We start from the raw sequence: 22975 nt of genomic DNA, 5'->3' as shown, positions 1-22975 counted from the left end.
GCCCGCTTTCCGGAAAACCCCGGGTTGACCTGAACCGCCCTGCTTGAGGACCGCCATGCGTATCGACCGCCGCAATGACCTGGATCTGCGCCTGATCGAGGCTTTCGCCGCCGTCATGGAGCGCGGCACGACCCCTGCCGCGGCCGAGCATCTGGGCCTGTCGCAATCGGCGGTCTGGAACGCGGTGAAGGCTTTCGAGGCGCAGCTGGACGTCACGCTGTTCCGCCGCAAGGGCAGGCGGCTGGAGCCCACGGATGAGGGGCGTCTGGTCTATGACGACATCCGCCCGCTGATCGGCGTTCTGGGCAATCTGGCCGGGCGTCTGCACAGGCTCAAGCACAATCGCCGGGGCCGGATCTCGGTCGCGGCGACGGCGCCGGTGGGGAATGCGGTGCTGCCGCCCGCGCTGAGCCATCTTCTGTCGAGCCGCGCCGAGATCGAGGTGGATCTGACCTTGCTTCCGACCGAGCAGGTGGCCCAGACGGTGGAACTGGGGCTTGCCGATGTCGGCCTGCTGCTGGGGCCGGTGGATATCCCCGGCGTCCAGACCCACGTTCTGGGCGGGGCCGAGCTGGTCGCCGTGCTGCCGCGCGACCACCTGCTGACCACGCGCTCGGTCCTGGGTCCGGCGGATCTGGTGAAAAGCCGCCTGATCTCGGCAGGGCCGGTGCTGACCACGCTGGTCGAGGGGGCCTATGCGCTGCAGGGCATCCGCTATCAGCCGCAACTGCGCTGCGATCAGGCGCAAAGCGCCTGCGCGCTGGTGAATGCGGGCTTGGGCGTCGCGGTGGTCGATCCCTATTCGGCGGCGGTTGCGCCGGGTTCCGCCATCGTCACGCGCAAGTTCTCTCCGGTCACGCGGGTCGCGGTGGTGGCGGTGCTGCCCGAAGGCAGCCAGCCCGATCAGATGATGGAATCCTTCCTGACGGCGCTGGCCGCAACCGTCGTCGCCCTTGGTCCGGCGGGCTGGGGTTGAACAGCAGAAATCTGGAACAAGAATTATAATTCTTGGATAAAATTCTTTATGCGGCGCTGCAGCAGGAAATCCCTGCTGCGATTGCTGCGTGAAAGCGCTGCAAATCTAGCCGTTTGGCGCAATATTCTGGCAGGTCCTAGCCGCGCCGCAGAATACGGGCTGGTCTGATTGACCGGATCCGGGTCGGTCCTGCTACCATCATGGGGTGTTAGAACGACCGGACAGGAGGCTCTCGTGATCCCATCGCACGTTCCCCATCAGAGGCCCGCAGAATGAGCGTCGCAGATTGCATCCTGACCGGAGGCCGGGTCTGGAAGGGCAAGGGTCTGGGCTTTGCCGAGGCCGTCGCCATCGCGGATGGCAAGGTGCTGGCTGTCGGCTCGGATGCCGAGATCACCGCGCTGGCGGGGCCAAAGACCGAACGAATCGCGCTGGATGGCCGACTGGCCACGCCCGGTCTTTACGACGCGCATATGCACCTGCACATGTACGGGCTGGCCATGGCCGAGGTCGATCTGCGCCCGCAGGTCGTCGAGACGCTGGAGCAACTGCTGGACGCCGTGCGCGCCAAGGCCGCCGTCACGCCCAAGGGCGAATGGATCACCGGCCGGGGCTATGACAATTTCAAGCTGGACGTCGGCCGCCATCCCTTCCGCGAAGAGCTGGACATGGCCTGCCCGGATCATCCCGTCTATGTCGTGCGCACCGACGGGCATCTGGGCGTCGCGAACTCTCTGGCGCTGGAAATGGCCGGGATCACCGAGGATACGCCCTCGCCCGAAGGTGGCCTCATCGAGCGCAAGAACGGCCGTTTGACCGGCCTTCTGGCCGAAACCGGCCGCCAGCAGCTGACCGACATCATGCCGAAGGCCGACGTGCCGCAGCTGGTCGAGGCCATCGAGCGGGCGGGCAAGGTGCTTTTGTCGCATGGCATCACCTCCTGCATGGAGGCCGCCATCGGCATTCAGGGCGGCTGGCCCGAGATGGAAGCCTATCTGGAGGCCAATCGGACCGGACGCCTGCCCTTGCGCGTCTATGGCACGATCATGGGCGACAAGACGCAATCCATTCTGGATCAGGCAACCGCCGCCGGGATGATCACCGGCACCGGGGATGAGATGTTCCGCCACGGCCCGGTGAAGATCTTCACCGATGGCAGCGCCAGCGGGCGCACCGCCGCGATGACCTGGGCCTATAAGGGCGGCGATCCGGACGACAAGGGCATCCTTTGCATTCCCGATCAGGCGGAACTCAGCGCCATGGTGCTGGCCGCGCATCGCGCCGGTTACCAGATGGCCATCCACGCCATCGGCGATGCTGCCATCGACGAGGTGCTGAACGCCTATGAGGCCGCGCTGAAGGACACGCCCGCCCCCGACCGCCGCCACCGGATCGAGCATTGCGGCTGGCTGCGTCCCGACCAGTTGCAGCGCATGATCGACATGCATGTCCTGCCGGTGCCGCAACCCTCGTTCATGTACTGGTTCGGAGAGCTTTACTGTGCAGTCGCGGAACTCGACAAGGTCGAGGGCTCGCACCCCTATCGCGACTGGATCAATGCGGGGCTGGAGCCCTCGGCCTCGACCGATTGCCCGGTGACCGAGATCGACCCGCGCCCGGTTCTTTACAACCTCATCACCCGCAAGACCGCGAAGGGTCTGGTGCTGGGCGAGGCGCAGCGGCTGAGCGTGGAAGAGGCGCTGCACGCCTATACCTATGCCTCGGCCTATGGCTCGCACGAAGAAGAGGTGAAGGGCCGCCTGATCCCCGGACAACTGGGCGATGTGGCGGTCTGGGACCGCGACCTGTTCACCATCGACCCGGCGGAAATTCTGCAGGCGAATTGCGATCTGGCGATCCTTGGCGGCCGCATTGCGCATGAAAGGGCCGGGCAGGGCGTCCGTGACAAGGCCGACGCATGATCGAAACGATCATCAACCGGTTGCTGGTTTCCATCCCGGTCCTGTTTGGGGTGCTGTTTCTGGGCTTTGCGCTGGTCCAGCTTGCCCCGGGCGATCCCGCTGCGGTGCAGGCCGGACCCTCGGCCACGCCCGAAATCGTCGCCAAGATCCGCGAGGAGATGGGCCTTGACCAGCCGATGATCGTGCAGTTCGGCCGCTATATCGAGCGGCTGGCGCATGGCGATCTGGGCCGCTCGCTGATCTCGAACAAGGCAGTCAGCAGCGAGCTGGCGGCCGCGATCGTGCCCACGCTGGAGCTGATGTTCGCGAGCCTCATCTGGTCGATCCCGCTGGGCATCGCCATGGGCACGCTGGCGGCGGTCTGGCGCGGCTCGCTGATCGACCGGGCGATCATGGCGATCTCGGTCGCGGGGGTGTCGCTGCCGATCTTCTTCATCTGCCTGCTGCTGATCCAGTTTCTGGGCGTAAAATACCCGATCTTCCCGTTCATCGGGCGGGGTGGGCCGCTTTGGACCGTGGACGGGCTGCGCCATATCGCACTGCCGGCGCTGTCCCTGGGGCTGATCTTCATCGGGCCGGTGTCGCGGATGACGCGTTCGTCCGTGCTGGAGGTGCTGCGTCTGGACCATGTGCGCACCGCCCGCGCCAAGGGCCTGACCGAGACGCAGGTGATCCTGCGCCACGGGCTTCGCAATGCGCTGATCCCGGTCGTCACGCTGGTCGGTCTGCAGATCGGCTATCTGCTGGGCGGCGCGGTGGTGACCGAGACGATCTTTTCCTATCCCGGCATCGGGCGGCTGGCGGTGGGCGCGATCCTGTCGGCGGACTTCCCGCTGGCGCAGGGCACGATTCTGGTGCTGGCGCTTGGCTTCATCCTTGTGAACCTGATCGTCGACATCCTTTACGCCCGCCTTGATCCGAGGGTGCAGAAGAAATGAGCGCGACCGACACGCAAACCCCCGCTGCCGCGCCGCAGGATGCGGCCCCGGTCCACAAGTCCTGGTGGCGCGCGCTGATGCGCGACCGTGCCGCGATGCTGGCGCTGATCCTGCTGACCATCATCGTGATCGCCGCCATCATCGCGCCGCTGATTGCGCCGCATGACCCGAACCTCAACAGCCGCTCGGTGATGCAGCCGCCGGTCTGGACCGAGCGAGGCACCTGGGAGTTCATCCTGGGCACCGACGGGCAGGGCCGCGATATCCTGTCGCGCATCCTTTACGGCACGCGGCTGACGCTGCTGATCGGTCTTGTGGCGGTCGGCATCGGCGGGGTCATCGGCTCGGGCCTTGGGCTGCTGGCGTCGATGTATCCGAAGATCGACCCCTGGGTCATGCGCCTCAACGACATGATGCTGTCCTTCCCGGCGATCCTGCTGGGTCTGGCGCTGGTCGCCGTCGCGGGGCCGGGCGTCTGGCCGGTGATCGTGGCGCTTGGCATCGCCTCGATCCCCGATTGCGCGCGGATCGCGCGCTCCATCGGCATCGGCGTCATGGGACAGGAATATATCGAGGCGGGCCGTGCGGTCGGCCTCTCGGACTGGACGATCTTCCGCCGCTATCTGCTGCGCAACTCGATCTCGTCCATCATGATCTTCCTCAGCCTGCGCTTCGGGCAGGTGATCCTGATCGGCGCGGCGCTGAGCTTTCTGGGCCTTGGCGCGAGGCCTCCGGCGTCGGAACTGGGGATGATGGCCGCGCAGGGCCGCGACTTCCTGCTGTTCGCGCCGCATATCGCGACCATCCCTTCGGTCGTGATCTTCCTGATCGTGCTTTGCGCCAATGTGGCGGGTGACGCCCTGCGCGACGTTCTTGATCCAAGACTGAAAAGCTGAACGACAATATCAACAGGGAAAGCAACCATGAAAAAGACCTTGCTTCTGGGCTGTGCACTTGCCGTCCTGACCGGCACGGCCTTCGCGCAGGAAATCAACATCGTGCGCGAGGTCGACAGCAACAACTACGACCCGCATAAATCGACCGCCCGCGCCGCGGCTGAATCCCTGTTCATGCTGGGCGACACGCTGGTCTCGCTTGAGCCGGACATGAAGACGGTGACCGACGGTCTGGCGAAAAGCTGGGAAGTTTCGGATGACAAGATGACCTATACCTTCCACCTGAAGGACGGCATCAAGTTCTGCGACGGCCGCGACATGACCGCCGATGACGTGGTCTATTCGCTGAAACGCTGGATCGACCCCGAGACGAAATCGCCGGTGGCCTGGCGTGCCGGTACGGTCAAGGACATCACTGCGCCAGATGCGAAGACGGTCGTCTATCAGCTGGAAGAGCCCTTCTCGGAGCTGCTCTATCAGCTGACCCAAAGCTTCGCGACGGTGATCGACAAGAATGACGTGGAAAAGCTGGGTGCCGATTTCGGCGTGACCGGGCTGAACACCACCGGCCCCTTCTGCTGGGGCGAATGGCTGCCGCGCGACCGTATGACGATGACCCGCCACGAAGGCTATAACTGGGGCCCGCAGTTCTATACGAACAAGGGCGCGCCGCATATGGCCAAGGTCACCTGGCAGATCGTGCCCGAGGAAAACACCCGCACCGTCGCGCTGATGACCGATCAAAGCCAGGTCACGCAATATATCCCGCAGATTGCCTTCGCGCAGATGCGCAACACCCCCACCGTCGAGGTCCACCGCTCGGACGAGGCGTTCTGGACCTGGTTCATCGGCTTCAAGGTCGACAAGCCCACCGTCTCCGATCCGGCGGTGCGCCGCGCGATGAACATGGCGGTCGATCAGGACGCGCTGGCCCGCGACATCCTGTTCGGAGAGGTCACGCCCGCGCATAGCTATATCTCGGAAAACGCGCTCGACTGGGATCCGGCGCTGAATGACAAGCTGATCAAATATGACCCCGAGGCCGCCATCAAGCTGCTGGACGAGGCAGGCTGGAAGCCCGGTGCCGATGGCATCCGCGAAAAGGACGGCGTGAAGCTGCGCCCGAACCTTTACATCCAGGGTGGCTCGACCTGGCAGAAGCTGGCCGAATTCGTGCAGGCGGAGCTGCTGAAGGTGGGCATTGGTCTGGACATTCAGGTCTTTGACGCCACCGTATTCTGGGGCAAGGTCGCGACGCAGGAATTCGACAGCTTCGGCATGAGCTATCCCTATATCTCGGCCGGTGATGCGCTGAACCTGTACTTCCTGTCGAAGAATATCCCGACGCCGAACCGGATGAACTGGAACGACCCGGAGACCGACGAATGGCTGGCCGAAGGCCGCCGCGCGACCGATGACGCCAGCCGCGCCGCCGCCTACGCCAAGGTGCTGGACAAGGTGCATGAAGCCGCCGTCTGGCTGCCGCTTTACCACGAGCCGATGACCATCGTGCAATCCGTGAAGCTGGAGCCGATCGTGCCGCACAACAACTATGGCGCCGGTCTCTACAAGGGTCTGGACCTGAAATACCGCGAATAAGCGGGCGCGACCCAGTGAAACGACGGGGCGGCGGTCAACGCCGTCCCGGCAGCGAAGGCAAGGGGCTGGAATGCAAAACGATATCACCGTCATCCGCAATGCCGACTGGATCATCGGCTACAACTCGGCCTCGGCTCGGCACCAGTTCCTGAAGGGTCAGGACGTGGCCTTCTCGGGCGACCGTCTGGTGCAGGTCGGCGGTCGCTATGACGGGCCGGTGACCACCGAGATCGATGGGCGCGGCAAGATGGTCTCGCCCGGTCTGGTGAACATGCATTCCCACCCGCTGTCCGAGCCGATGAACAAGGGCTTTCTGGACGAGTTGGCCTCCGACGGGCTCTATCAAAGCTCGCTTTACGAATATATGGCGCTGTTCAATCCCGACGATGAAGGCCGCCTGGCCTGCACCGAGGTTGCGCTATCCGAGGCTCTGCTGTCGGGCGTGACCACGCTGGTCGATCTGTCGGTGCCCTATGAGGGCTGGCTGGAGCTTCTGTCGGCCTCGGGGCTGCGGGCGATTGCCGCGCCCATGTACCGCTCGGCCCGCTGGTACACGATGAACGGCCACCTGACCGAATATGAATGGGACCCGAAGGCCGGAGAGGCGGCGATGCAGGCCGCCATGGCGGTGATCGACCGCGCCGATGCCGACCCCTCGGGGCGGCTTTCGGGCATGGTCGCGCCGGCGCAGATCGACACCTGCACCGCCGAGCTGATCCGCGACAGCCATGCCGAGGCCAAGCGCCGCGGGCTGAAGATGCAGATCCACGCCGCGCAATCGGTCGTCGAATTCCACGAGATCACCCGCCGCCACGGCCTGACCCCGGTCGAATGGCTGGACAGCCTTGGCGTGCTGGACCAGCACACGATCATCGGCCATGGTATCTTCCTGAACGATCACCCTTGGGTGCATTGGCCGCAGGGCCGCGATCTGGAGCGGCTGGCCGCCTCGGGGGCGGCGGTGGCGCATTGCCCGACCGTTTTCCAGCGGCGCGGCATGAGCCTGCGCAGCTTTGGCCGCTATCGCCGGGCGGGCGTGCCCATGGGCATCGGCACCGACACCTATCCGCACAACATGATCGAGGAAATGCGCCACGCGCTGATCAATTCCCGCCTGATGAGCGGCAATGTCTTCGACCTGCGGACCGCCGATGTCTTTGACGCGGCGACCGTCGCCGGGGCGCGCATCCTTGGCCGCGACGACATCGGCAAGCTTGAGGTCGGCGCCAAGGCCGATCTGTTCCTGGCGGATGTGACCCATCCCGCGATGCGGCCGGTGCGCGACCCGCTGCGCTCGCTGATCTATGTCGCGGCGGAACGCGCGGTGACGGATGTCTTCGTTGACGGCCGTCAGGTCGTGCAGGCGGGCCGCGTGCTGGCCTTCGATCTGCCCGCCGCCCTTGAGCGGCTGGAGGCCGCGCAGCGCCGGGCCGAGGCCGCCTTCACCGATCGCGACCCCAAGAAGCGGGCGCATTCGGTCGCCTCTCCCTTCAGTTATGAGGTCGTCGATGGCTGAACCCCTTCTTTCCGTCCGCGACCTTCAGGTCCGTTTCCGCAGCGGTGGCCAAAGCCTGCGCGCCGTCGATGGTGTCAGCTTCGACCTGATGCCGGGCCAGACGCTGGGCATCGTGGGTGAATCGGGCTGCGGCAAAAGCGTGACCTCGCTGTCGATCATGCGGCTGCTGCCGAGCCCGCCTGCGATGATCGAGGGCGGGCAGGTCCTGCTGCAGGGGCGCGATCTCTTGAAGCTTTCGGAGGCCGAGATGCGCAAGCTGCGCGGCGGCCGCATGGGCATGATCTTTCAGGAACCGATGACCTCGCTGAACCCGGTCTATACCTGCGGCGACCAGATCATCGAAAGCCTGCGCATCCATTCCGGCCTGAAGGGCAAGGACGCCCGCGACCGCGCCATCGAGCTTTTGACGCTGGTGCGCCTGCCCTCGCCCGAAAAGCGCGTCGACGACTATCCGCACCAGCTGTCGGGCGGGCAGCGGCAGCGGGTGATGATCGCCTTGGCGCTGGCCAATGACCCGGCGGTGCTGATCGCCGATGAGCCGACGACCGCGCTGGATGTGACCATTCAAAGCCAGATCCTGGACCTCATGCGCGATCTGCAGGACCGCACCGGCACCGCGATCATGCTGATTACCCATGACCTTGGCGTCGTGGCCGAGACCTGCCAGCAGGTCGTTGTCATGTATGCGGGCGCGGTGATCGAGAAGGGCGAGGTTCAGCAGATTTTCCAGGACCCGCAGCACCCCTATACCATCGGCCTGATGGCTGCCGTTCCGCGCATGGACACGGCGCGTGGCAGGCTCGCCACCATTCCCGGTGCCGTTCCGCCGCCTTGGCAGGCGATCCCCGGTTGCCGCTTCGCCGGGCGCTGCCCGCTGGCCGATGACCGTTGCCGCAAAAGCCCGCCGCCGCTGCGCCCCATCACCGCCGGGCACGAGGTCGCCTGCTGGAAGGCCCCCATCGAAGGAGCACGCGCATGACCGAACTGTTGCGGGTCCAGAACCTGACGAAGCATTTCCCGGTCAAGCGCGGCCTCCTGCGCCGTCAGGTCGGCACGGTGCAGGCGGTGACCGATGTCAGCTTCACGCTGGCCCCCGGCGAGACGCTGGCCGTGGTCGGCGAATCCGGTTGCGGCAAGTCGACGCTGGGCCGCGCCATCCTGCGCCTGCACGAACCCAGCTCGGGCGAGATCCGGCTGGACGGCGAGGATGTGACGGCGCTGGACACCCGCGACCTGCGCGAGGCGCGCAAGCGCATGCAGATCATCTTTCAGGACCCTTACGGCTCGCTCAACCCGCGCATGACCGTGCGCGAGACGCTGGCCGAGCCCCTGCTGCTGCACGGCATGGCAACGCCCGCCAATATCCGCGCCAAGGTTGATGAGCTGATCACCATGTGCGGCCTTTCCGCCTGGCATGCCGACCGCTATCCGCATGAATTCTCGGGCGGGCAGCGCCAGCGGGTCGGCATTGCGCGGGCGCTGGCCACGCGCCCCCGGCTGATCGTCTGCGACGAGCCGGTTTCGGCGCTGGATGTCTCGGTTCAGGCGCAGATCGTGAACCTGCTGCAAGACCTTCAGCGGCAGTTGGGGCTGGCCTATGTCTTCATCAGCCACGACCTTGGCGTCGTGCGCCACATCGCCAATCGCGTGGCGGTGATGTATCTGGGCCGGATCGTGGAACAGGCCGACACCGAAGAGCTGTTCCTGAACCCCCGCCACCCCTATACGCGGACGCTGATCTCATCTGCGCCCCGGCCCGACCCGACGGTCGCGCGCCACAAGCTGCCGGTCGAGGGCGGCACACCAAGCGCGATGGCGCTGCCCTCGGGCTGTGCCTTCCACCCGCGCTGCCCGATGGCCGTGGACCGCTGCCGCGCCGAACGCCCCGAACTGCGCCAGCTGGGCGGCACGCTGGTCGCCTGTCACCGCGCCGATGAGGCGGTTGAAGGAATGGACGTCGCGGCAGCGGGCAAGGACAGCCCCGCGCTGCTGCGACGGCTGGAAATATTGGAACAAGCAAGGACGATGCAGGCATGAAAGACCAACCTCCGATGAACGGCGCGGAAAGCCTTGTTCGCAGCCTCTCGAATGCCGGGGTCGATGTCTGTTTTGCCAACCCCGGCACGTCCGAGATGCAATTCGTCGATGCGCTGGACCGCACGCGGCTGATGCGCTGCGTGCTGGGCCTGTTCGAGGGCGTCGTGTCCGGCGCGGCGGATGGCTATGCGCGCATGGCGGGCAAGCCTGCGGTGACGCTGCTGCATCTGGCCCCCGGCATGGCGAACGCGGGCGCGAACCTGCACAACGCTAAGAAGGCACGCTCGCCCATGCTGAACCTTGTGGGCAACCACGCCCTGCGGCACCTGCGCTATGACGCGCCGCTGACGGCGGATCTGGCGGGAACGGCGGCGGTGTTCTCGGACTGGGTGCGGACCGCGCAAAGCGTGGAAACCATCGCCAAGGACGCCATCGAAGGGCTGGCCGTCGCCAAGGGCCATCCGGGCCGTATCGCCACGCTGATCGCGCCCGCCGACATCGGGTGGGAGCCGGGCGGCGTCATGGTCGAACCGATGGAGCCGAGCGGCCCCCGGGCGCTCGACAAAGATATGGTCAAGCATGCGGTCGCAGCCCTCGGGCCGGGCTGCGTCATCATTTGCGGCGGCACCGTGCTGGAGGACCCCGCGTCGACGCGCCTGCTGGAGGGCATCGCCGCCCAGACCGGGGCCGAGCTGATGGCCCCCACCTCGAACCGCCGGATCGAGCGCGGGGCAGGGCGCGCGGCCATTCCGCGCGTGCCCTATCCGATCAACATGGCGATCGAGCGGCTGTCGAAATTCCGCCGCGCCATCCTGATCGAGGCGCAGGCCCCCGTCGCCTTCTTTGCCTATCCCGACCGGCCCAGCCTGCTTCTGCCCGAGGCCTGCGAGGTCATCCAGCTGTCGGATTTCGATCAGGACGGGCGTGCCGCCGTGCAGGCGCTGGCCGATTCCATCGACGCCAAACCCGGCCAGATGGCGGATCGCCCGCGCATCACCGCGCCCTCGGCGGGTCCGCTGACCGATCATGCGCTGTCGGCGGCCATCGTCTCGGCCCTGCCGGAAGGGGCGATCATCATCGATGAAAGCCTGACCAGCGCGACCGAGGTCGAAAGCATGTCGGCGGGCGCGCCACCCCATTCCTGGCTGTCGCTGACCGGCGGTGCCATCGGCATCGGCCCGCCCTTGGCGACCGGGGCGGCGATTGCTGCCGCCGACCGCCCGGTGGTCACGCTGCAGGCCGATGGCTCGGCCATGTATACGATCCAGGCGCTCTGGACGCAGGCGCGTGAGCAGTTGAACATCACCACCATCATCTTCGCCAACAAAAGCTACGACCTGCTGAAGCGCGAGCTTTACAACGTCGGCACCAACCCCGGCCCGGATGCACTGAACATGCTGGACCTGCGCCGCCCCGAGCTGGACTTCTGCGCGCTGGCCAAGGGCATGGGCGTGCCCTCGGCCCGCGTCGAATGCGCAGCCGAGCTGCACCGGGTGCTGTCTGCCGCGATCAACGAACCCGGCCCCTTCCTGATCGAGGCCATCCTGTGACCGAGTTCGATTTTCTCTCCGGACGCCGCCCCTCGACCTATGGAACCGGCGGCATGGTCGCGACCTCACATGCGCTGGCCAGCAGCGCGGGGCTGGCGATCCTTGCGCAGGGCGGCAATGCCGTGGATGCGGCGATTGCCGCCAGCGCCGTGCAATGCGTCGTCGACCCACATATGACCGGGATTGGCGGCGATTGCTTCGTGCTTTATGCGCCGAAGGACGGGCCGGTGCGGGCGCTGAACGGCTCGGGCCGTGCGCCTGCCGGGGCGACGCTGGCGGCGCTCAGCGCGCGTGGCGTGACCGCGCTGGAACAGACGAGCGTCCATGCGATCACCATTCCCGGTGCGGTCTCGGCCTGGTGTCGGCTCCATGCCGATCATGGCCGCCTGCCGCTTTCGGATGTGCTGGCCGCCGCCATCCATTATGCCGAGGACGGCTTTGCCATCTCGACCCGCGTGGCGGCGGATTTCGCCAATTACGCCAATGACCTGCGCGGTGACGTTCATGCCGCCGCCATGTTCCTGCCAGGTGACCAGTTGCCCACGCCGGGCGACATCCTGCGTCAGCCGGAACTGGCGCAGCGTTTCCGCGAGGTCGGAGAGCGGGGCGCCGCCGCCTTCTATCAGGGCGAGAACGCCGCAAAGATGGCCCGCCACCTGCAATCACTGGGCGGTCTGCATACCGAGAAGGATTTCCACGACGCGACCGACGGGGCCGACTGGCAAGAGCCGATTTCGGCCAGCTATCGCGGGCATGAGCTGCTGGAATGCGGCCCGAACGGGCAGGGGCTGGCGGCGCTGCTGATCCTGAAGATCCTCGAAGGTTTCGACATGGGCCCCGAGGTTCCACTGGCCAACCGCGTGCATCTGCAGGCCGAGGCCACGAAGCTGGCCTATCACCACCGCGACGCGCTGATCGCCGATCCCGCCCATTGCGAGGGGCTGGCTGAGCGGCTGCTGTCGGATGACGCCATCGCCACTTTGCGCGCCCGCATCCGCATGGACCGCGCCACGCCGCCGACGCTGTGGGATGAGCCCGAGCACAAGGACACGATCTATCTCTGCGTCGTCGACGGTGAGGGGAACGCGGTCTCGTTCATCAACTCGATCTTCCACGCCTTCGGCTCGACCCGGCTGTGTCCGGAAACGGGCGTGCTGTTTCACAGCCGCGGCGCGTCCTTCCGCCTGATCGAGGGGCACCCGAACTGCATCGCGCCGGGCAAGCGGCCGATGCACACGATCATCCCCGGCATCCTGCGGGGCGAGGGTCGCATCATGCCGTTTGGCGTCATGGGCGGGCATTATCAGGCGGCGGGGCAGGCGGCCTTCGTCTCGGCAGTCGTGGATCGCGGCATGGACCTGCAGGCCGCGATGGACGAGCCGCGCAGCTTCGCCTTCGACGGTGAGCTGCAGGTCGAACGCACCATGCCCGAGGAGGTCGTTCAGGACCTCGCCGCGCGCGGCCACAAGATCAAGCGCCTGCCGCGTCCGATGGGCGGCTCGCAGGCGATCCGGCTGGATCTGGCGACGGGGCTGCGGACCGGGGCGTCCGACAGCCGCAAGGACGGGATGGCGATCGGTTTCTGACCGGTCGCGTCCCGGCCATTTCCCGCCGAAGTGCCGGTCAGGCGCGGAACCCCGCGACCATGGGCCCGAGTTGAACAGGTGTTAATCCAACCTGTTTCATGAAGGAGCCAGTCATGGTCAAACTTGAGGACGCCCGCCGGATCATTGCCGCAGCCGAAGTGAAAGCCAAGGAATTGGGCCAGCCGATGAACATTGCCGTCGTTGATGAGGGCGGCAATCTGGTCAGCCATGCCCGCATGGACGGCGCCTGGATCGGCAGCATCGACGTGTCGATCAACAAGGCCTTCACCTCGCGCGCGTTCGACATCTCGACGCAGGCGCTTGGCGAAAACAGCCAGCCGGGCCAGCAATTTTACGGGATTTTGACCTCGAACCACGGCCGGGTCATGGTGTTTGCGGGTGGCGTGCCGCTGACGCGCGATGGCCGGATCGTCGGCGCGGTCGGCATCAGCGGCGGCAGCGGGGAACAGGATCAATCCGTGGCCGAGGCCGCAGCGGCGGCCTTCTGACGCAACGGGCTAAGGATGGGCGGCAAGGGCCGCCCGTCCGGATTCATCTTTGCTTGACTATTTTTCCCAGAGTTTCGCCCAGATCCTTCAGGACTTGCTCCCAAAGGTGCCGCTGCTTCTCCTCTTCCTGCTGCTTCTGCTTGAGTTGCTCCAAGATGGAAGGTTCAGGCGGCGGAGGCGTCTGCGGCGGGGCCTGAGGGGGCGGCGCAGGCTGTGCGGTCGGCGTCGGGAGCGGCCCCGAGGTCGGGGGCGGCGGCTCGGGCCCGCGTGGCGCCCCGGCGATGTTGTTGAGGCTTTGGATAGTCATGGCTCTTGATCCTTATTCTGGGGTCTTGCCGGTGCGGGAAGGGGCCTCTGCGTGATCGAACACGGGCAGTAGCAGCCCGACCGAATTCGTCATCGACGGGAGATCCCTTCTAAAATTCGGCGCATTTTCTCTATGAAGTCATCCAGCTCCTGCTGCCGCTTCTGCATTTCCTGCTGTTCCCGCTGCATGCGCTCGGTCTCTCGCTGCGCGCGCTCTTCTTCCGTCATCGGAGGCTCTTGCGGCGGGGCTTGCGGGGCAGGTCCGGGCTCTGCGGTCGGTTTCGGGGCATACGGCAGCGGCGGAGCCTGCGGGGCACCTGCCGGTGCGGCCCCGGCCATGCTGTCGACATTGGAAATACGGAACGCCATGGCTCCTGATCCTTATTCTGGGGATGCGCCGATGCGCGAACTGCCTGCGGCGCAGCAAATGCGGGCAGGGCAGCATGGGCCGCCCTGCCCGGAAAACGGGTCTGGCCCTAGACGCGATTCAGGATGGCACGCAGAAGGTCGTTGGCCTCTTGCGTCTCATGCTGCTGCTTCGCGATCTCTTGCATGCGGTCTATGACCGTCTCCCGGTTGGGCTGCTTCTTCAGCGGATCGGGCGGCACACCCGGTTCGGCGGGGTCTGCCGGTTCGCCCTGAGAGCTGTGGCCGTCGACCGATTCAATCTCAACTTTCTTGTCGAGCTTGTCGATCTTCTCGGGCGGCTGCTGACGCGCGGAGATCGGGCCGCCGTCGATATTGTTAATCATGAACGCCATAACTCATTACCTTTGATGCGGGCCGGGACAGCGGCCCATGGCCGATTTTCCGATGATCGACGCCCGACTGCACGCGGATTTTCCGCGCTCGGCAGCTTTGCGCAGGCGCGCCCCCCGGATCCCCGCAACAGTTGTGCGGGCGGGGCGGAAGGGCGGAATTATCCTTTCCCTTTCGCCCCGAAGCCCCTGTCAGGGTTGAGTGAATATGTGCAAAAACCCGCCGATGCCTGCGGCGCTGCGCGCGCGATCAGCGCAGATCGGCGATCACCTTGCCATCATTGGGCAGGCTGCCGGGCGTCACCACCTCGACCGAGCCTTTCAGGCGGGTCAGTTCGGCCAGCTTCTCGGCCAGCACGATGGCGGTGGCGGGGTCGGGATGTTCGGCCCGCAGATGCATGCGGTCCTGCTGCCCATCGCGCGAGACCTCAAGCCGCAGCCGTCCGCAGCCCGGCACGGCGCGGGCCACGGCGGCGATCTGTTCGGGGCGCACGAACATGCCCTTGACCTTGGTTGCCTGATCGGCGCGGCCCATCCAGCCCTTGATGCGCGGCCCGGTGCGGCCGTCGGGCTGAGGCTCGGTCAGGAAGGCAGACATGTCGCCGGTGGCAAAGCGGACCAGCGGATAGTCGAGGTCAAGCCGGGTCACCACGATCTCGCCGACCTCGCCCGGGGCGACGGGATCGCCGGTGCCGGGGCGCACGATCTCAAGGATGGCGTTCTCGCTGACGACCATGCCGTTGCCGCCGGTCTCATAGGCGATGATGCCCAGATCGGCGGTGCCGTAGCATTGCCGCACATCGACGCCGCGCGCCGCGAATTCCGCGCGCAGGCTTTCGGGCAGGGCCGCGCCCGTGACCATGCCGATTTTCAGCGACGAACGGTCCGCGCCCGCCTCATCGGCCTTGTCGAGGATGATCTTCAGGAAATCGGGCACGCCCACATAGACGCGGGGCCGGTATTGGGCGATGGCGACCAACTGGTCGGCAGTATTGCCGGGACCGGCAGGGATGACGGGGCAGCCGATGGCCTCGGCCCCGCCCTCGAAGATGAAGGCGGCGGGCGTCAGGTGATACGAGAAGGTGTTCAGGATCACATCGCCCTGCCGCACCCCCGCCGCATGCAGTGCCGCAGCCGAGTTCCACCAGTCTCGGCCCCGCCCCTCGGGGTCGAAGATCGGCCCGGGCGAGACGAACAGACGCCGCAGCGCGCCCACGGGATTGCCGTTCAGCCCGCCCAGCGGCGCGTTTTCGCCCTGCATCGCGACCAGATCGGATTTGCGCAGCAAGGGCAGCGCGGCAAGGTCTGCAAGCGAGGTCAGCGTGGCCTCGGGCAGGCGATCCGCCCAGAAGGGCTGCGCGCTTCGCATGTGCTGGAACTGGGCGTTCAGCCGGGCAAGCTGGTCCTTGGCACGGGCCTCGGGCGAACGCCCCTCGGCCGCGTCGTAAAATGCTGCGGTCATGGGAAAACTCCTCAGGCCAGCCAGCGCTTGCGCCGGCGGTAATGTTTGACGTTGCGGTAATCGACCTTGCCCGCGCCGCCCAGATAGAAGTCCTGCACATCCGGGTTCGATTTCAGCACATCGGCCGAGCCGGACATGACGACCTGCCCCTGTTCGATCAGATAGGCGCGGTGCACGATGTCGAGGGTCGCGGCGGCGTTCTGTTCGACCAGCAGGACCGACAGCTTTTCACGCGCGTTGATGTCCTGAATGATGCCGAAAATCTCTTGCACCAGCAGCGGCGACAGGCCCAGCGAAGGCTCATCCAGCATGATGAGCTTGGGTTCGGTCATCAGCGCGCGACCGATGGCCAGCATCTGCTGTTCGCCGCCCGACAGATAGCCCGCCTTCGATTTGATACGTTCCTTCAGGCGCGGGAAATAGGCATAGACCTGTTCGCGCAGCTCATTGAAGCGGCCCGAATTGCCGCCGCGATAGGCGGCAATCAGGTTTTCATCGGGGGTCAGGTGGCCGAAGATGCGCCGACCTTCCAGCACATGCACCAGCCCCGCCGCCACCCGCTCGGGCGCGCCCATGTTCAGGATCGATTTGCCCTGAAACTGCACATCACCCCGCGTGACCAGCCCACGCTCGGGGCCCAGAAGCCCCGAGATGGATTTCAACGTGGTCGATTTCCCCGCGCCGTTTGAGCCCAGAAGCGCGACCATCTCACCCTCGCCGATCTCCAGCGAGACGCCTTTGATCGCAAGGAAGACCTTGTCATAGATGACTTCGACGTTCTCAAGCATCAGCGCGGGCATGGCTTAGTGACCCTCTTTGTACTTGGCGGCCGAGTCCTCAATCGTCTTGCGGATCAGCTCGGGGTAGGCGGCGTGCCAGTCGGAGACCGGGGCCCATTTCTCGCCATCCCATTCCGAGACGCGACCGGCGCCGCCGCCCTGATGGTCCTCGGCGGTGATGGTGATGGCGGGCATCAGGCCTTCGGCATCGTAGCCTGCGATCTTTTCAAAGCCCGCTTTCAGCTTGTCGCCGTCCAGCGGCCCGCCGCCTTCCAGCCCAAGCCGCGCGGCCTCGACGGATACCGCCATGGTCGCGACGCCCAGGTTGTAATAGCTGGTGCCGACGTTTTTCGCATCGCCCGCACCCTTGCCCGGCGTGATGACCTTTTCCTGAATGCGCTGGATGATCGGGTGATCCAGCCCCGAGGCGGTCGCCTCAAAGCGCTTCACGCCCTTCATCATCGGGCCGACATTGGCCGCGTCGGTCTCGGCCAGCCAGATCACCGAATGGATCTGTTCGGGCTTGATGCCGTTCTGGATCGCGGTTTTCACCGAGACCGCCTGACCGCCGCCCGCGCCCCAGATCATCACGAAATCAGGCTGATAGCGGCGCACTTCGGACCATGCGGCCGATTGTTCGTTGCCGGGCGAGGCATAGGGGAAGGCCTTATATTCAAACTTCTCCTGCGCGGCCAGCGCGTCAAGGATCGGCAGAGGTTCCTTGCCAAAGGGGCTGTCGATATGGACGATGGCGATCTTCTTGCCTTCCAGCCCGCCCTCATTCGTCTTCATGAACTCGATAAGGTTCGCGGCCTGCGCCCAATAGGTCGCCATCATCGGGAAGATATAGGGGAAGACCGTCCCGTCCGAGGCGTCGCCGCGACCATGGACCGGGGTGATGACGACGCGCTTGTCGGCATCGGCCTGATCCAGAATGGCCGCCGAAACCGGGGTCGAGAGGAAGTCGAACAGCACCGCGCCTTCTTCCTTGGCGCGGTTATAGGCCTCGATCCCGCGCTGCGGCTGGTTGCCGGTGTCGCGCACGATGGCGGTGAAGGTATTGCCGTCGATCCCGCCTTCTTCGTTGATCAGCGTCAGATAATCCTGCTGGCCCTGGTTATATTCGCCGGTCAGGAACGTATAGACCGCCGTGAAGTCCTGCAGCAGGCCGATCTTGATTTCATCAGCCGTGGCGGCCGTCGTGACCGAGCCAAAGGCAAGGGCGGCAGTCAGTGCGGTTGTGCGCAGCCATTTCATTGTTTTTCCTCCCATTTCAACCCCCTCCCAAGGGCCTCAGCTTTTGGCGTGGCGGAACGGCCAGACCAGAAAATACTTGCGGATGTTGTCATAGATCTTGGCCAGCCCCAGCGGCTCGAACAGCAAAAAGCCAATAATCATGGCGCCGTAGATGATCAGCGGTAGGTGCGACAGGAAGTTCTGGCTGACCGGCACCCAGCCCGCCGCCGCCAGAGACGAGATCGCATTGGTCAGGAAAATCGGGGCCAGCAGCACGAAGCCCGCGCCCAGATAGCTGCCGATGACCGAACCAAGCCCGCCCACCAGCACCATCGCCACCAGCTGGATCGAGACGTTGAAGCCGAACTGCTCGGGCGTGACGGCGCGGTAGTAGCAGAAGGCCAGGATCGCGCCGGTCACGCCGCCGAGGAAAGACGAGGTGAAGAAGGCGGCAAGCTTGGTGCGGAACGGGTCGACCCCGATCACCGCCGCCGCGAAATCCTTGTCACGGATCGCGACCAATGCGCGGCCAAAGCTGGTGCGCTTGACGTTCAGGAAGAACAGCGTGATCAGCACCGCCCAGCCAAGCGCCAGCCAATAGCGCGCGGCAAGGCTGTCGATGGGCATGACGAGGAAGTTGACAGCAGGCGTGCGCAGCGTGGCATGGGCCCCGCCCGAAATCCACGGCACGTTCACCACGACCCAATCGACCAGATACTGCATGGCGAGCGTCGCCATGACCAGATAAAGGCCCTTCACCCGCAGCGCCGCGCCGCCGAAGAGCGTCCCGATCACCGCCGAGACAACGCCCGAGAGGATCAGCGCGATCTCGAACGGGATGCCCGCGCGCACCAGATGGATCGAGCTATAGGCGCCGATCGCCATGACCGCAGCAAAGCCGAAATGAAGCTGACCGGCCATGCCCATCAGCAGCGTCAGCGACAGCGCTGCCGCCGACCAGATCACCCAAGGCAGGACATAGCTGCCGAGATAGAGCGGCGAGACGTACAGCGGCGCCATCAGCGCAAGCACCAGAACCGCGATCACCTGCCAGCGGTCCGCCGGGATTTTCCACAGCTTGCGGTCAGCGGCGTAATTGGTCTGATAAACCCCCGAGAGGCGGTAGAACATGCTCAGATCCTCTCAATGTCTTCGCGGCCAAAGATGCCGAAGGGGCGGACCATGATGGTCAGCAGGATGATGACCGAGGTCACGACGTCGCGGGTGGACCCCCCGACATAGCTGTCCAGATAGCCCGGCACGACGGACCCCAGAATGCCGACCAACAGCCCGCCCACCAGCACGCCGGGGATCGAGTCGATACCGCCCAGAATGACCACGGCGATGGCGGGGAAGAGCAGCGTCGACAGCGTCCAGTCGACCCCCTGCGCCGAGCCCCAAAGCGCGCCAGCAACCACCGCCGCGATGCCTGCAAGGCCCCATGAGATGCCGATGGCGCGCTCGACCGAGATGCCGACCGCCCAGCTGGAGATATGGTCGTCCGAAACCGCGCGCAGCTTGGTGCCCAGCCGGGTGCGGAAAAACAGAAGCGAGGCCCCCACCAGCAGGATCGCAATCACGCCGCCGATCAGCGAGGTGCGGTTGATGAACACATCGCCGATGATGACCGGGGCGAAATTGATGCCAAGGTCGATGGATTTCGGGGCCGAGCCAAGGATGCCGGGGACAAGGCCGCGCAGCAGGATGTCGAGGCCCAGTGTCAGCATCACGACCATGATGATCGGCTGGCCGACCATGCGGCGCAGCAGCAACCGCTCGACCACCAGACCGAAGAGGAACATCACGACCATCGCCGCCGGGATCGCCAGCCAGACCGGCAGGCCCATCGACATGAAAAGCCATACCGCATAGCCCGCCGTCATCACCACCGCGCCTTGCGCAAGGTTCGGCACGCCCGCCGATTTGTAGATCAGCACGAAGCCAAGCGCGACCAGCGCATACATGAGGCCGGTGAGGGCACCGTTGATGAGAAGCTCGAAGAAATAGGCCATCACGCGGCTCCCTTCACGTCGGACAGCCGCAGGACCCGGTCAAGCGATCCGGTCTGGCCGTTCTCATAGGTGATCTGCGCCTTGAAGTCGATTTCGCGCGCGCCCGCGTTCAGCGCCTCGATGATGGGGCCGTAACGCTCATCGATGACATTGCGCTTCAGCTTGCGGGTGCGGGTGACCTCGCCGTCGTCGGGGTCGAATTCCTTGTGCAGGTTGACGAACCGGTCAATCGACAGGCCATGCGGCAGATGCGCGTTCACCTCGGCGATCTGGCCCGCGATCAGGTCATAGATGCGCGGGCTTTGCGAGAGTTCCGCGTAAGAGGTATAGGGCACGCCATGTTCCTGCGCCCATTGGCCCACCGCCTGAAAGTCGATGCAGATGATCGCGGTGAGGATCTGACGGCCTTTGCCGATCACCGCCGCATCCTTGATATAGGGCGAGAATTTCAGCCGGTTTTCCAGATAGGTCGCGATGAAACGCTGGCCATCGGCCTTTTCCACCACCTCGGACACACGGCCCAGCACCACAAGCTGCCCGTCAGGCTCGATCTGGCCCGCGTCGCCGGTATGCAGCCAGCCATCGACCAGCGTCTCCGCCGTCGATTTGGCATTCTGGAAATAGCCGTCGAAGATATTGTCGCCCTTCAGCAGGATTTCTCCATGCTCGTCGATCTTCATCTCTACGCCGGGGAAGGGGCGGCCGACCGTGGTCAGCGAGATATCCTCGGGCTTCTGGGCCACCGCCAGCGCGCAGTTTTCAGTCTGGCCATAGAATTGGCGCAGGTTCAGGCCAAGGGCGCGGAACCAGAGAAACACATCCTCACCAATCGCCTCGCCCGCCGTATAGGCTCGCTCAACGCGGGCCAGACCAAGCCGATCCCGCAGCGGGCCATAGACCAGCACCTCGCCCAGCCAGCGCGAAAGACCGCCGCTGGTCGCGGGCTTGCCGTCCAGCTTCGCGCGTTCCGCCGCCATGGCGCGGGGCATGAAGTAATCGTAAAGCTTGCGCTTGAGGCCAGTCGTTTCCGCCATCCCCACCTGCACGCGCGTCAGCATCGCCGACCACGCGCGGGGCGAACAGAAATACAGCGTCGGCGCAATTTCCCGCAGGTCATGCATCACGGTTTCCTGCGATTCCGGGATGTTGACCGAAAAACGCAGATCCAGCGCCGCCCCAATCGAGAAGATGAAATCGCCGACCCAGCCGATGGGCAGGTAGGCCATATGCACCTCGCCCTGCTGGAAATATCCGGCAGCGGCGGCGTTCCGGACGCCAGACAGCACATGGCCATGCTTCAAGGGAATGCCCTTCGGCGCGCCGGTCGTGCCCGAGGAATGCATCAGCACCGCGACATCATGGACCGAGGGTCGCGCGATCAGATCCTTCGCCAGCGCCGGTTCGGCCTTCAGCCGCGCCGCACCCTCGGCGCGCAGATCGTCGAAACCGGCGACGCCCTCAGGCTCGCGCCCCTTCAACCCGCGCGGATCGTCATAGATCACGAGGCGCAAGTCTGGGTGACGCTCGCGCGCCTCCATCATCTTGTCGACCTGCTCCTGATCCTCGGCAATGGCGCAGCGGATATTCTCGCGCGCCATCTGCGCGGCCAGTTCCTCGGTCGGGGCGTCGGGATAGGCGGGCGAGGGGATCGCGCGCAAAGCCGCCAGCGCCAGCATCGCGAAATAGAGGTTCGGGCGGTTGTCGCCGATCACCAGCACGATATCGCCGGGTTTCACGCCCCGCGCCTCAAGCCCTGCGGCGAATTCCAGCACGGCGGTCAGGTAATCGGACCAGCTATATTCCTGCCAGATGCCACGGTCGCGTTCGCGCATGGCGATCTCGGCCGGGTGCTGGGCGGCGTTCGCCGCCAGCCGGGTCAGCAGGTGGTCGTCGCGTTTCCAATTCGGGTGCAGCGCCTCGGCGGCGGCAAGGTCGATGGGGTCATGCTGCATTGCGGGGCTTTCCGATATAGGCCTCGACCACCTGCGGATTGGCGATGGTTTCGCGCGCGGGACCCTGCGCGATCTCCTGCCCGTTGTTCAGGACCAGCACGCGGTCGCAAAGCGCGGTCACGACGTCCATGTGATGTTCGATGATCAGGACCGTCAGCCCAAGCGCCTCCTGCGCATCAAGGATGAAACGGACCATATATTCCTTTTCTTCCTGGTTCATCCCGGCCATCGGCTCGTCCAACACCAGAAGGCTGGGTTCGGCACAAAGGGCGCGGGCCAGTTCGACGCGCTTTTGCAGGCCAAGCGGGATCACATCGACATGCTCGTCGCGGGCGGGGGCGAGTTGCAGCAGGTCGATGACCTCCTCGACCTTCTCGCGATGCGCGATCTCTTCCTTGCGCGCCCACCAGGGATAGAAGAACGAGGCCAAAGGATTGGGCTTCATATAGATGTGGCGGCCCATCAGGATGTTGTCGAGCACGCTCATCCCATGGAACAGCGCGACGTTCTGGAAGGTGCGCGCGACGCCCATCCCGGCGATCTTATAGGGCTTCAAGCCATTGATCTGCGTGCCGTTCAGCGTGATGCGGCCTTCCTGCGGCGGGTAGAATCCGGTGACCGAGTTCACCAGCGTCGTCTTGCCCGAGCCGTTCGGCCCGACCAGCCCGAAGATCTCGCCGCGCTTGACCGCGACCGAGACGCCCTTCAGCGCCACGACCCCGCCAAAGCGGCGCACCACATTGTCACAGACAAGGACGTTCTCATCGCCGCTCATCGGCAGCCACGCATCGACGGATTGCGCGCCTTCGTTCCCTGCATGGCTGCTCCTCCCAAAGACAGTCTTGCGGGTCGCCTGCTGCGACCTTGGAATAGTGCAATCAGGCTAGCATCCGTTTCAATTTCCGGTAAACCGAAAAGAATCGGAAACTTCTTTCAGGATT

Annotated in this window: 20 protein-coding genes; 11 read left to right on the top strand and 9 right to left on the bottom strand. The window is 65.3% G+C overall.

All coding sequences use genetic code 11. The annotated features are described in order from the left end of the window. The first annotated feature begins 55 nt into the window (after positions 1-55). The 11 genes from IQ24_RS08890 to IQ24_RS08840 all read left to right on the top strand — a co-directional run bounded on the left by IQ24_RS08890 (position 56) and on the right by IQ24_RS08840 (position 13529). Positions 56-976 (top strand): LysR family transcriptional regulator, encoded by a 921-nt coding sequence (locus IQ24_RS08890; protein WP_145397591.1) that lies wholly within the window; start codon positions 56-58, stop codon positions 974-976. Positions 977-1248: 272 nt separating this feature from the next. Next, positions 1249-2898 (top strand): amidohydrolase, encoded by a 1650-nt coding sequence (locus IQ24_RS08885; protein WP_145397590.1) that lies wholly within the window; start codon positions 1249-1251, stop codon positions 2896-2898. Continuing rightward, the gene (locus IQ24_RS08880; protein WP_145397589.1) at positions 2895-3836 is read left to right on the top strand and encodes an ABC transporter permease; all 942 of its coding nucleotides are present in this window, start codon (positions 2895-2897) and stop codon (positions 3834-3836) included. The genes IQ24_RS08885 and IQ24_RS08880 overlap by 4 nt, the downstream gene beginning before the upstream one ends. Then, positions 3833-4732: an ABC transporter permease gene (locus IQ24_RS08875; protein ID WP_145397588.1), complete on the top strand. Its 900-nt coding sequence runs from the start codon at positions 3833-3835 to the stop codon at positions 4730-4732. The genes IQ24_RS08880 and IQ24_RS08875 overlap by 4 nt, the downstream gene beginning before the upstream one ends. 27 nt (positions 4733-4759) lie before the next feature. Then, positions 4760-6331, top strand: a complete 1572-nt coding sequence (locus tag IQ24_RS08870) for an ABC transporter substrate-binding protein (RefSeq protein ID WP_145397587.1) — start codon at positions 4760-4762, stop codon at positions 6329-6331. 70 nt (positions 6332-6401) lie between these two features. After that, positions 6402-7847 carry an amidohydrolase family protein gene (locus tag IQ24_RS08865; RefSeq protein WP_145397586.1) on the top strand — a complete coding sequence of 482 codons (1446 nt, stop codon included), beginning with the start codon at positions 6402-6404 and terminating at the stop codon, positions 7845-7847. Beyond that, on the top strand, positions 7840-8826 hold the full coding sequence (locus tag IQ24_RS08860; RefSeq protein ID WP_145397585.1) for an ABC transporter ATP-binding protein: 987 nt from the start codon (positions 7840-7842) through the stop codon (positions 8824-8826). The genes IQ24_RS08865 and IQ24_RS08860 overlap by 8 nt, the downstream gene beginning before the upstream one ends. Further along, entirely contained in the window at positions 8823-9884 is a 1062-nt protein-coding gene (locus tag IQ24_RS08855) for an ABC transporter ATP-binding protein (RefSeq protein WP_145397584.1), read from the top strand. Before IQ24_RS08860 ends, IQ24_RS08855 begins: the two co-directional genes overlap by 4 nt. Beyond that, a complete protein-coding gene (locus tag IQ24_RS08850) occupies positions 9881-11434 on the top strand; it encodes an acetolactate synthase large subunit (protein ID WP_242008017.1) in 1554 nt (517 codons plus the stop codon). Before IQ24_RS08855 ends, IQ24_RS08850 begins: the two co-directional genes overlap by 4 nt. Beyond that, positions 11431-13020, top strand: a complete 1590-nt coding sequence (locus IQ24_RS08845; RefSeq protein ID WP_242008015.1) for a gamma-glutamyltransferase family protein — start codon at positions 11431-11433, stop codon at positions 13018-13020. The genes IQ24_RS08850 and IQ24_RS08845 overlap by 4 nt, the downstream gene beginning before the upstream one ends. Positions 13021-13133: 113 nt before the next feature. Continuing rightward, on the top strand, positions 13134-13529 hold the full coding sequence (locus IQ24_RS08840) for a GlcG/HbpS family heme-binding protein (RefSeq protein ID WP_145397583.1): 396 nt from the start codon (positions 13134-13136) through the stop codon (positions 13527-13529). 396 nt (positions 13530-13925) lie between these two features. Here IQ24_RS08840 and IQ24_RS08835 read toward each other — a convergent pair whose 3' ends face one another. The 9 genes from IQ24_RS08835 to IQ24_RS08795 all read right to left on the bottom strand — a co-directional run bounded on the left by IQ24_RS08835 (position 13926) and on the right by IQ24_RS08795 (position 22809). After that, positions 13926-14204, bottom strand: coding sequence for a hypothetical protein (locus IQ24_RS08835; protein ID WP_145397582.1), 279 nt, complete (start codon positions 14202-14204; stop codon positions 13926-13928). Between the two features lie 107 nt (positions 14205-14311). Continuing rightward, a complete protein-coding gene (locus tag IQ24_RS08830) occupies positions 14312-14596 on the bottom strand; it encodes a hypothetical protein (protein ID WP_145397581.1) in 285 nt (94 codons plus the stop codon). A 247-nt stretch (positions 14597-14843) separates the two neighbouring features. After that, the gene (locus tag IQ24_RS08825; RefSeq protein WP_145397580.1) at positions 14844-16055 is read right to left on the bottom strand and encodes a phenylacetate--CoA ligase family protein; all 1212 of its coding nucleotides are present in this window, start codon (positions 16053-16055) and stop codon (positions 14844-14846) included. 11 nt (positions 16056-16066) lie between these two features. Then, complete coding sequence (locus IQ24_RS08820; RefSeq protein ID WP_145397579.1) at positions 16067-16855, bottom strand: ABC transporter ATP-binding protein; 789 nt, start codon at positions 16853-16855, stop codon at positions 16067-16069. Positions 16856-16858: 3 nt separating this feature from the next. Then, on the bottom strand, positions 16859-18091 hold the full coding sequence (locus IQ24_RS08815; protein WP_145397578.1) for an ABC transporter substrate-binding protein: 1233 nt from the start codon (positions 18089-18091) through the stop codon (positions 16859-16861). A 36-nt stretch (positions 18092-18127) separates the two neighbouring features. Further along, a complete protein-coding gene (locus IQ24_RS08810) occupies positions 18128-19201 on the bottom strand; it encodes a branched-chain amino acid ABC transporter permease (RefSeq protein ID WP_145397577.1) in 1074 nt (357 codons plus the stop codon). A 2-nt stretch (positions 19202-19203) separates the two neighbouring features. After that, entirely contained in the window at positions 19204-20082 is an 879-nt protein-coding gene (locus IQ24_RS08805; protein ID WP_145397576.1) for a branched-chain amino acid ABC transporter permease, read from the bottom strand. Continuing rightward, a complete protein-coding gene (locus tag IQ24_RS08800) occupies positions 20082-22034 on the bottom strand; it encodes an AMP-dependent synthetase/ligase (protein WP_145397574.1) in 1953 nt (650 codons plus the stop codon). Before IQ24_RS08800 ends, IQ24_RS08805 begins: the two co-directional genes overlap by 1 nt. Further along, on the bottom strand, positions 22024-22809 hold the full coding sequence (locus IQ24_RS08795; protein WP_145397572.1) for an ABC transporter ATP-binding protein: 786 nt from the start codon (positions 22807-22809) through the stop codon (positions 22024-22026). Before IQ24_RS08795 ends, IQ24_RS08800 begins: the two co-directional genes overlap by 11 nt. Positions 22810-22975: the final 166 nt, after the last annotated feature.

Origin of the sequence: Paracoccus sulfuroxidans (genome assembly GCF_007830335.1) — a bacterium.
GTDB classification, from domain to species: domain Bacteria; phylum Pseudomonadota; class Alphaproteobacteria; order Rhodobacterales; family Rhodobacteraceae; genus Paracoccus; species Paracoccus sulfuroxidans.
Note: the sequence above shows the minus strand (reverse complement) of the source record. Positions and strands in the feature narration are given on the sequence as shown.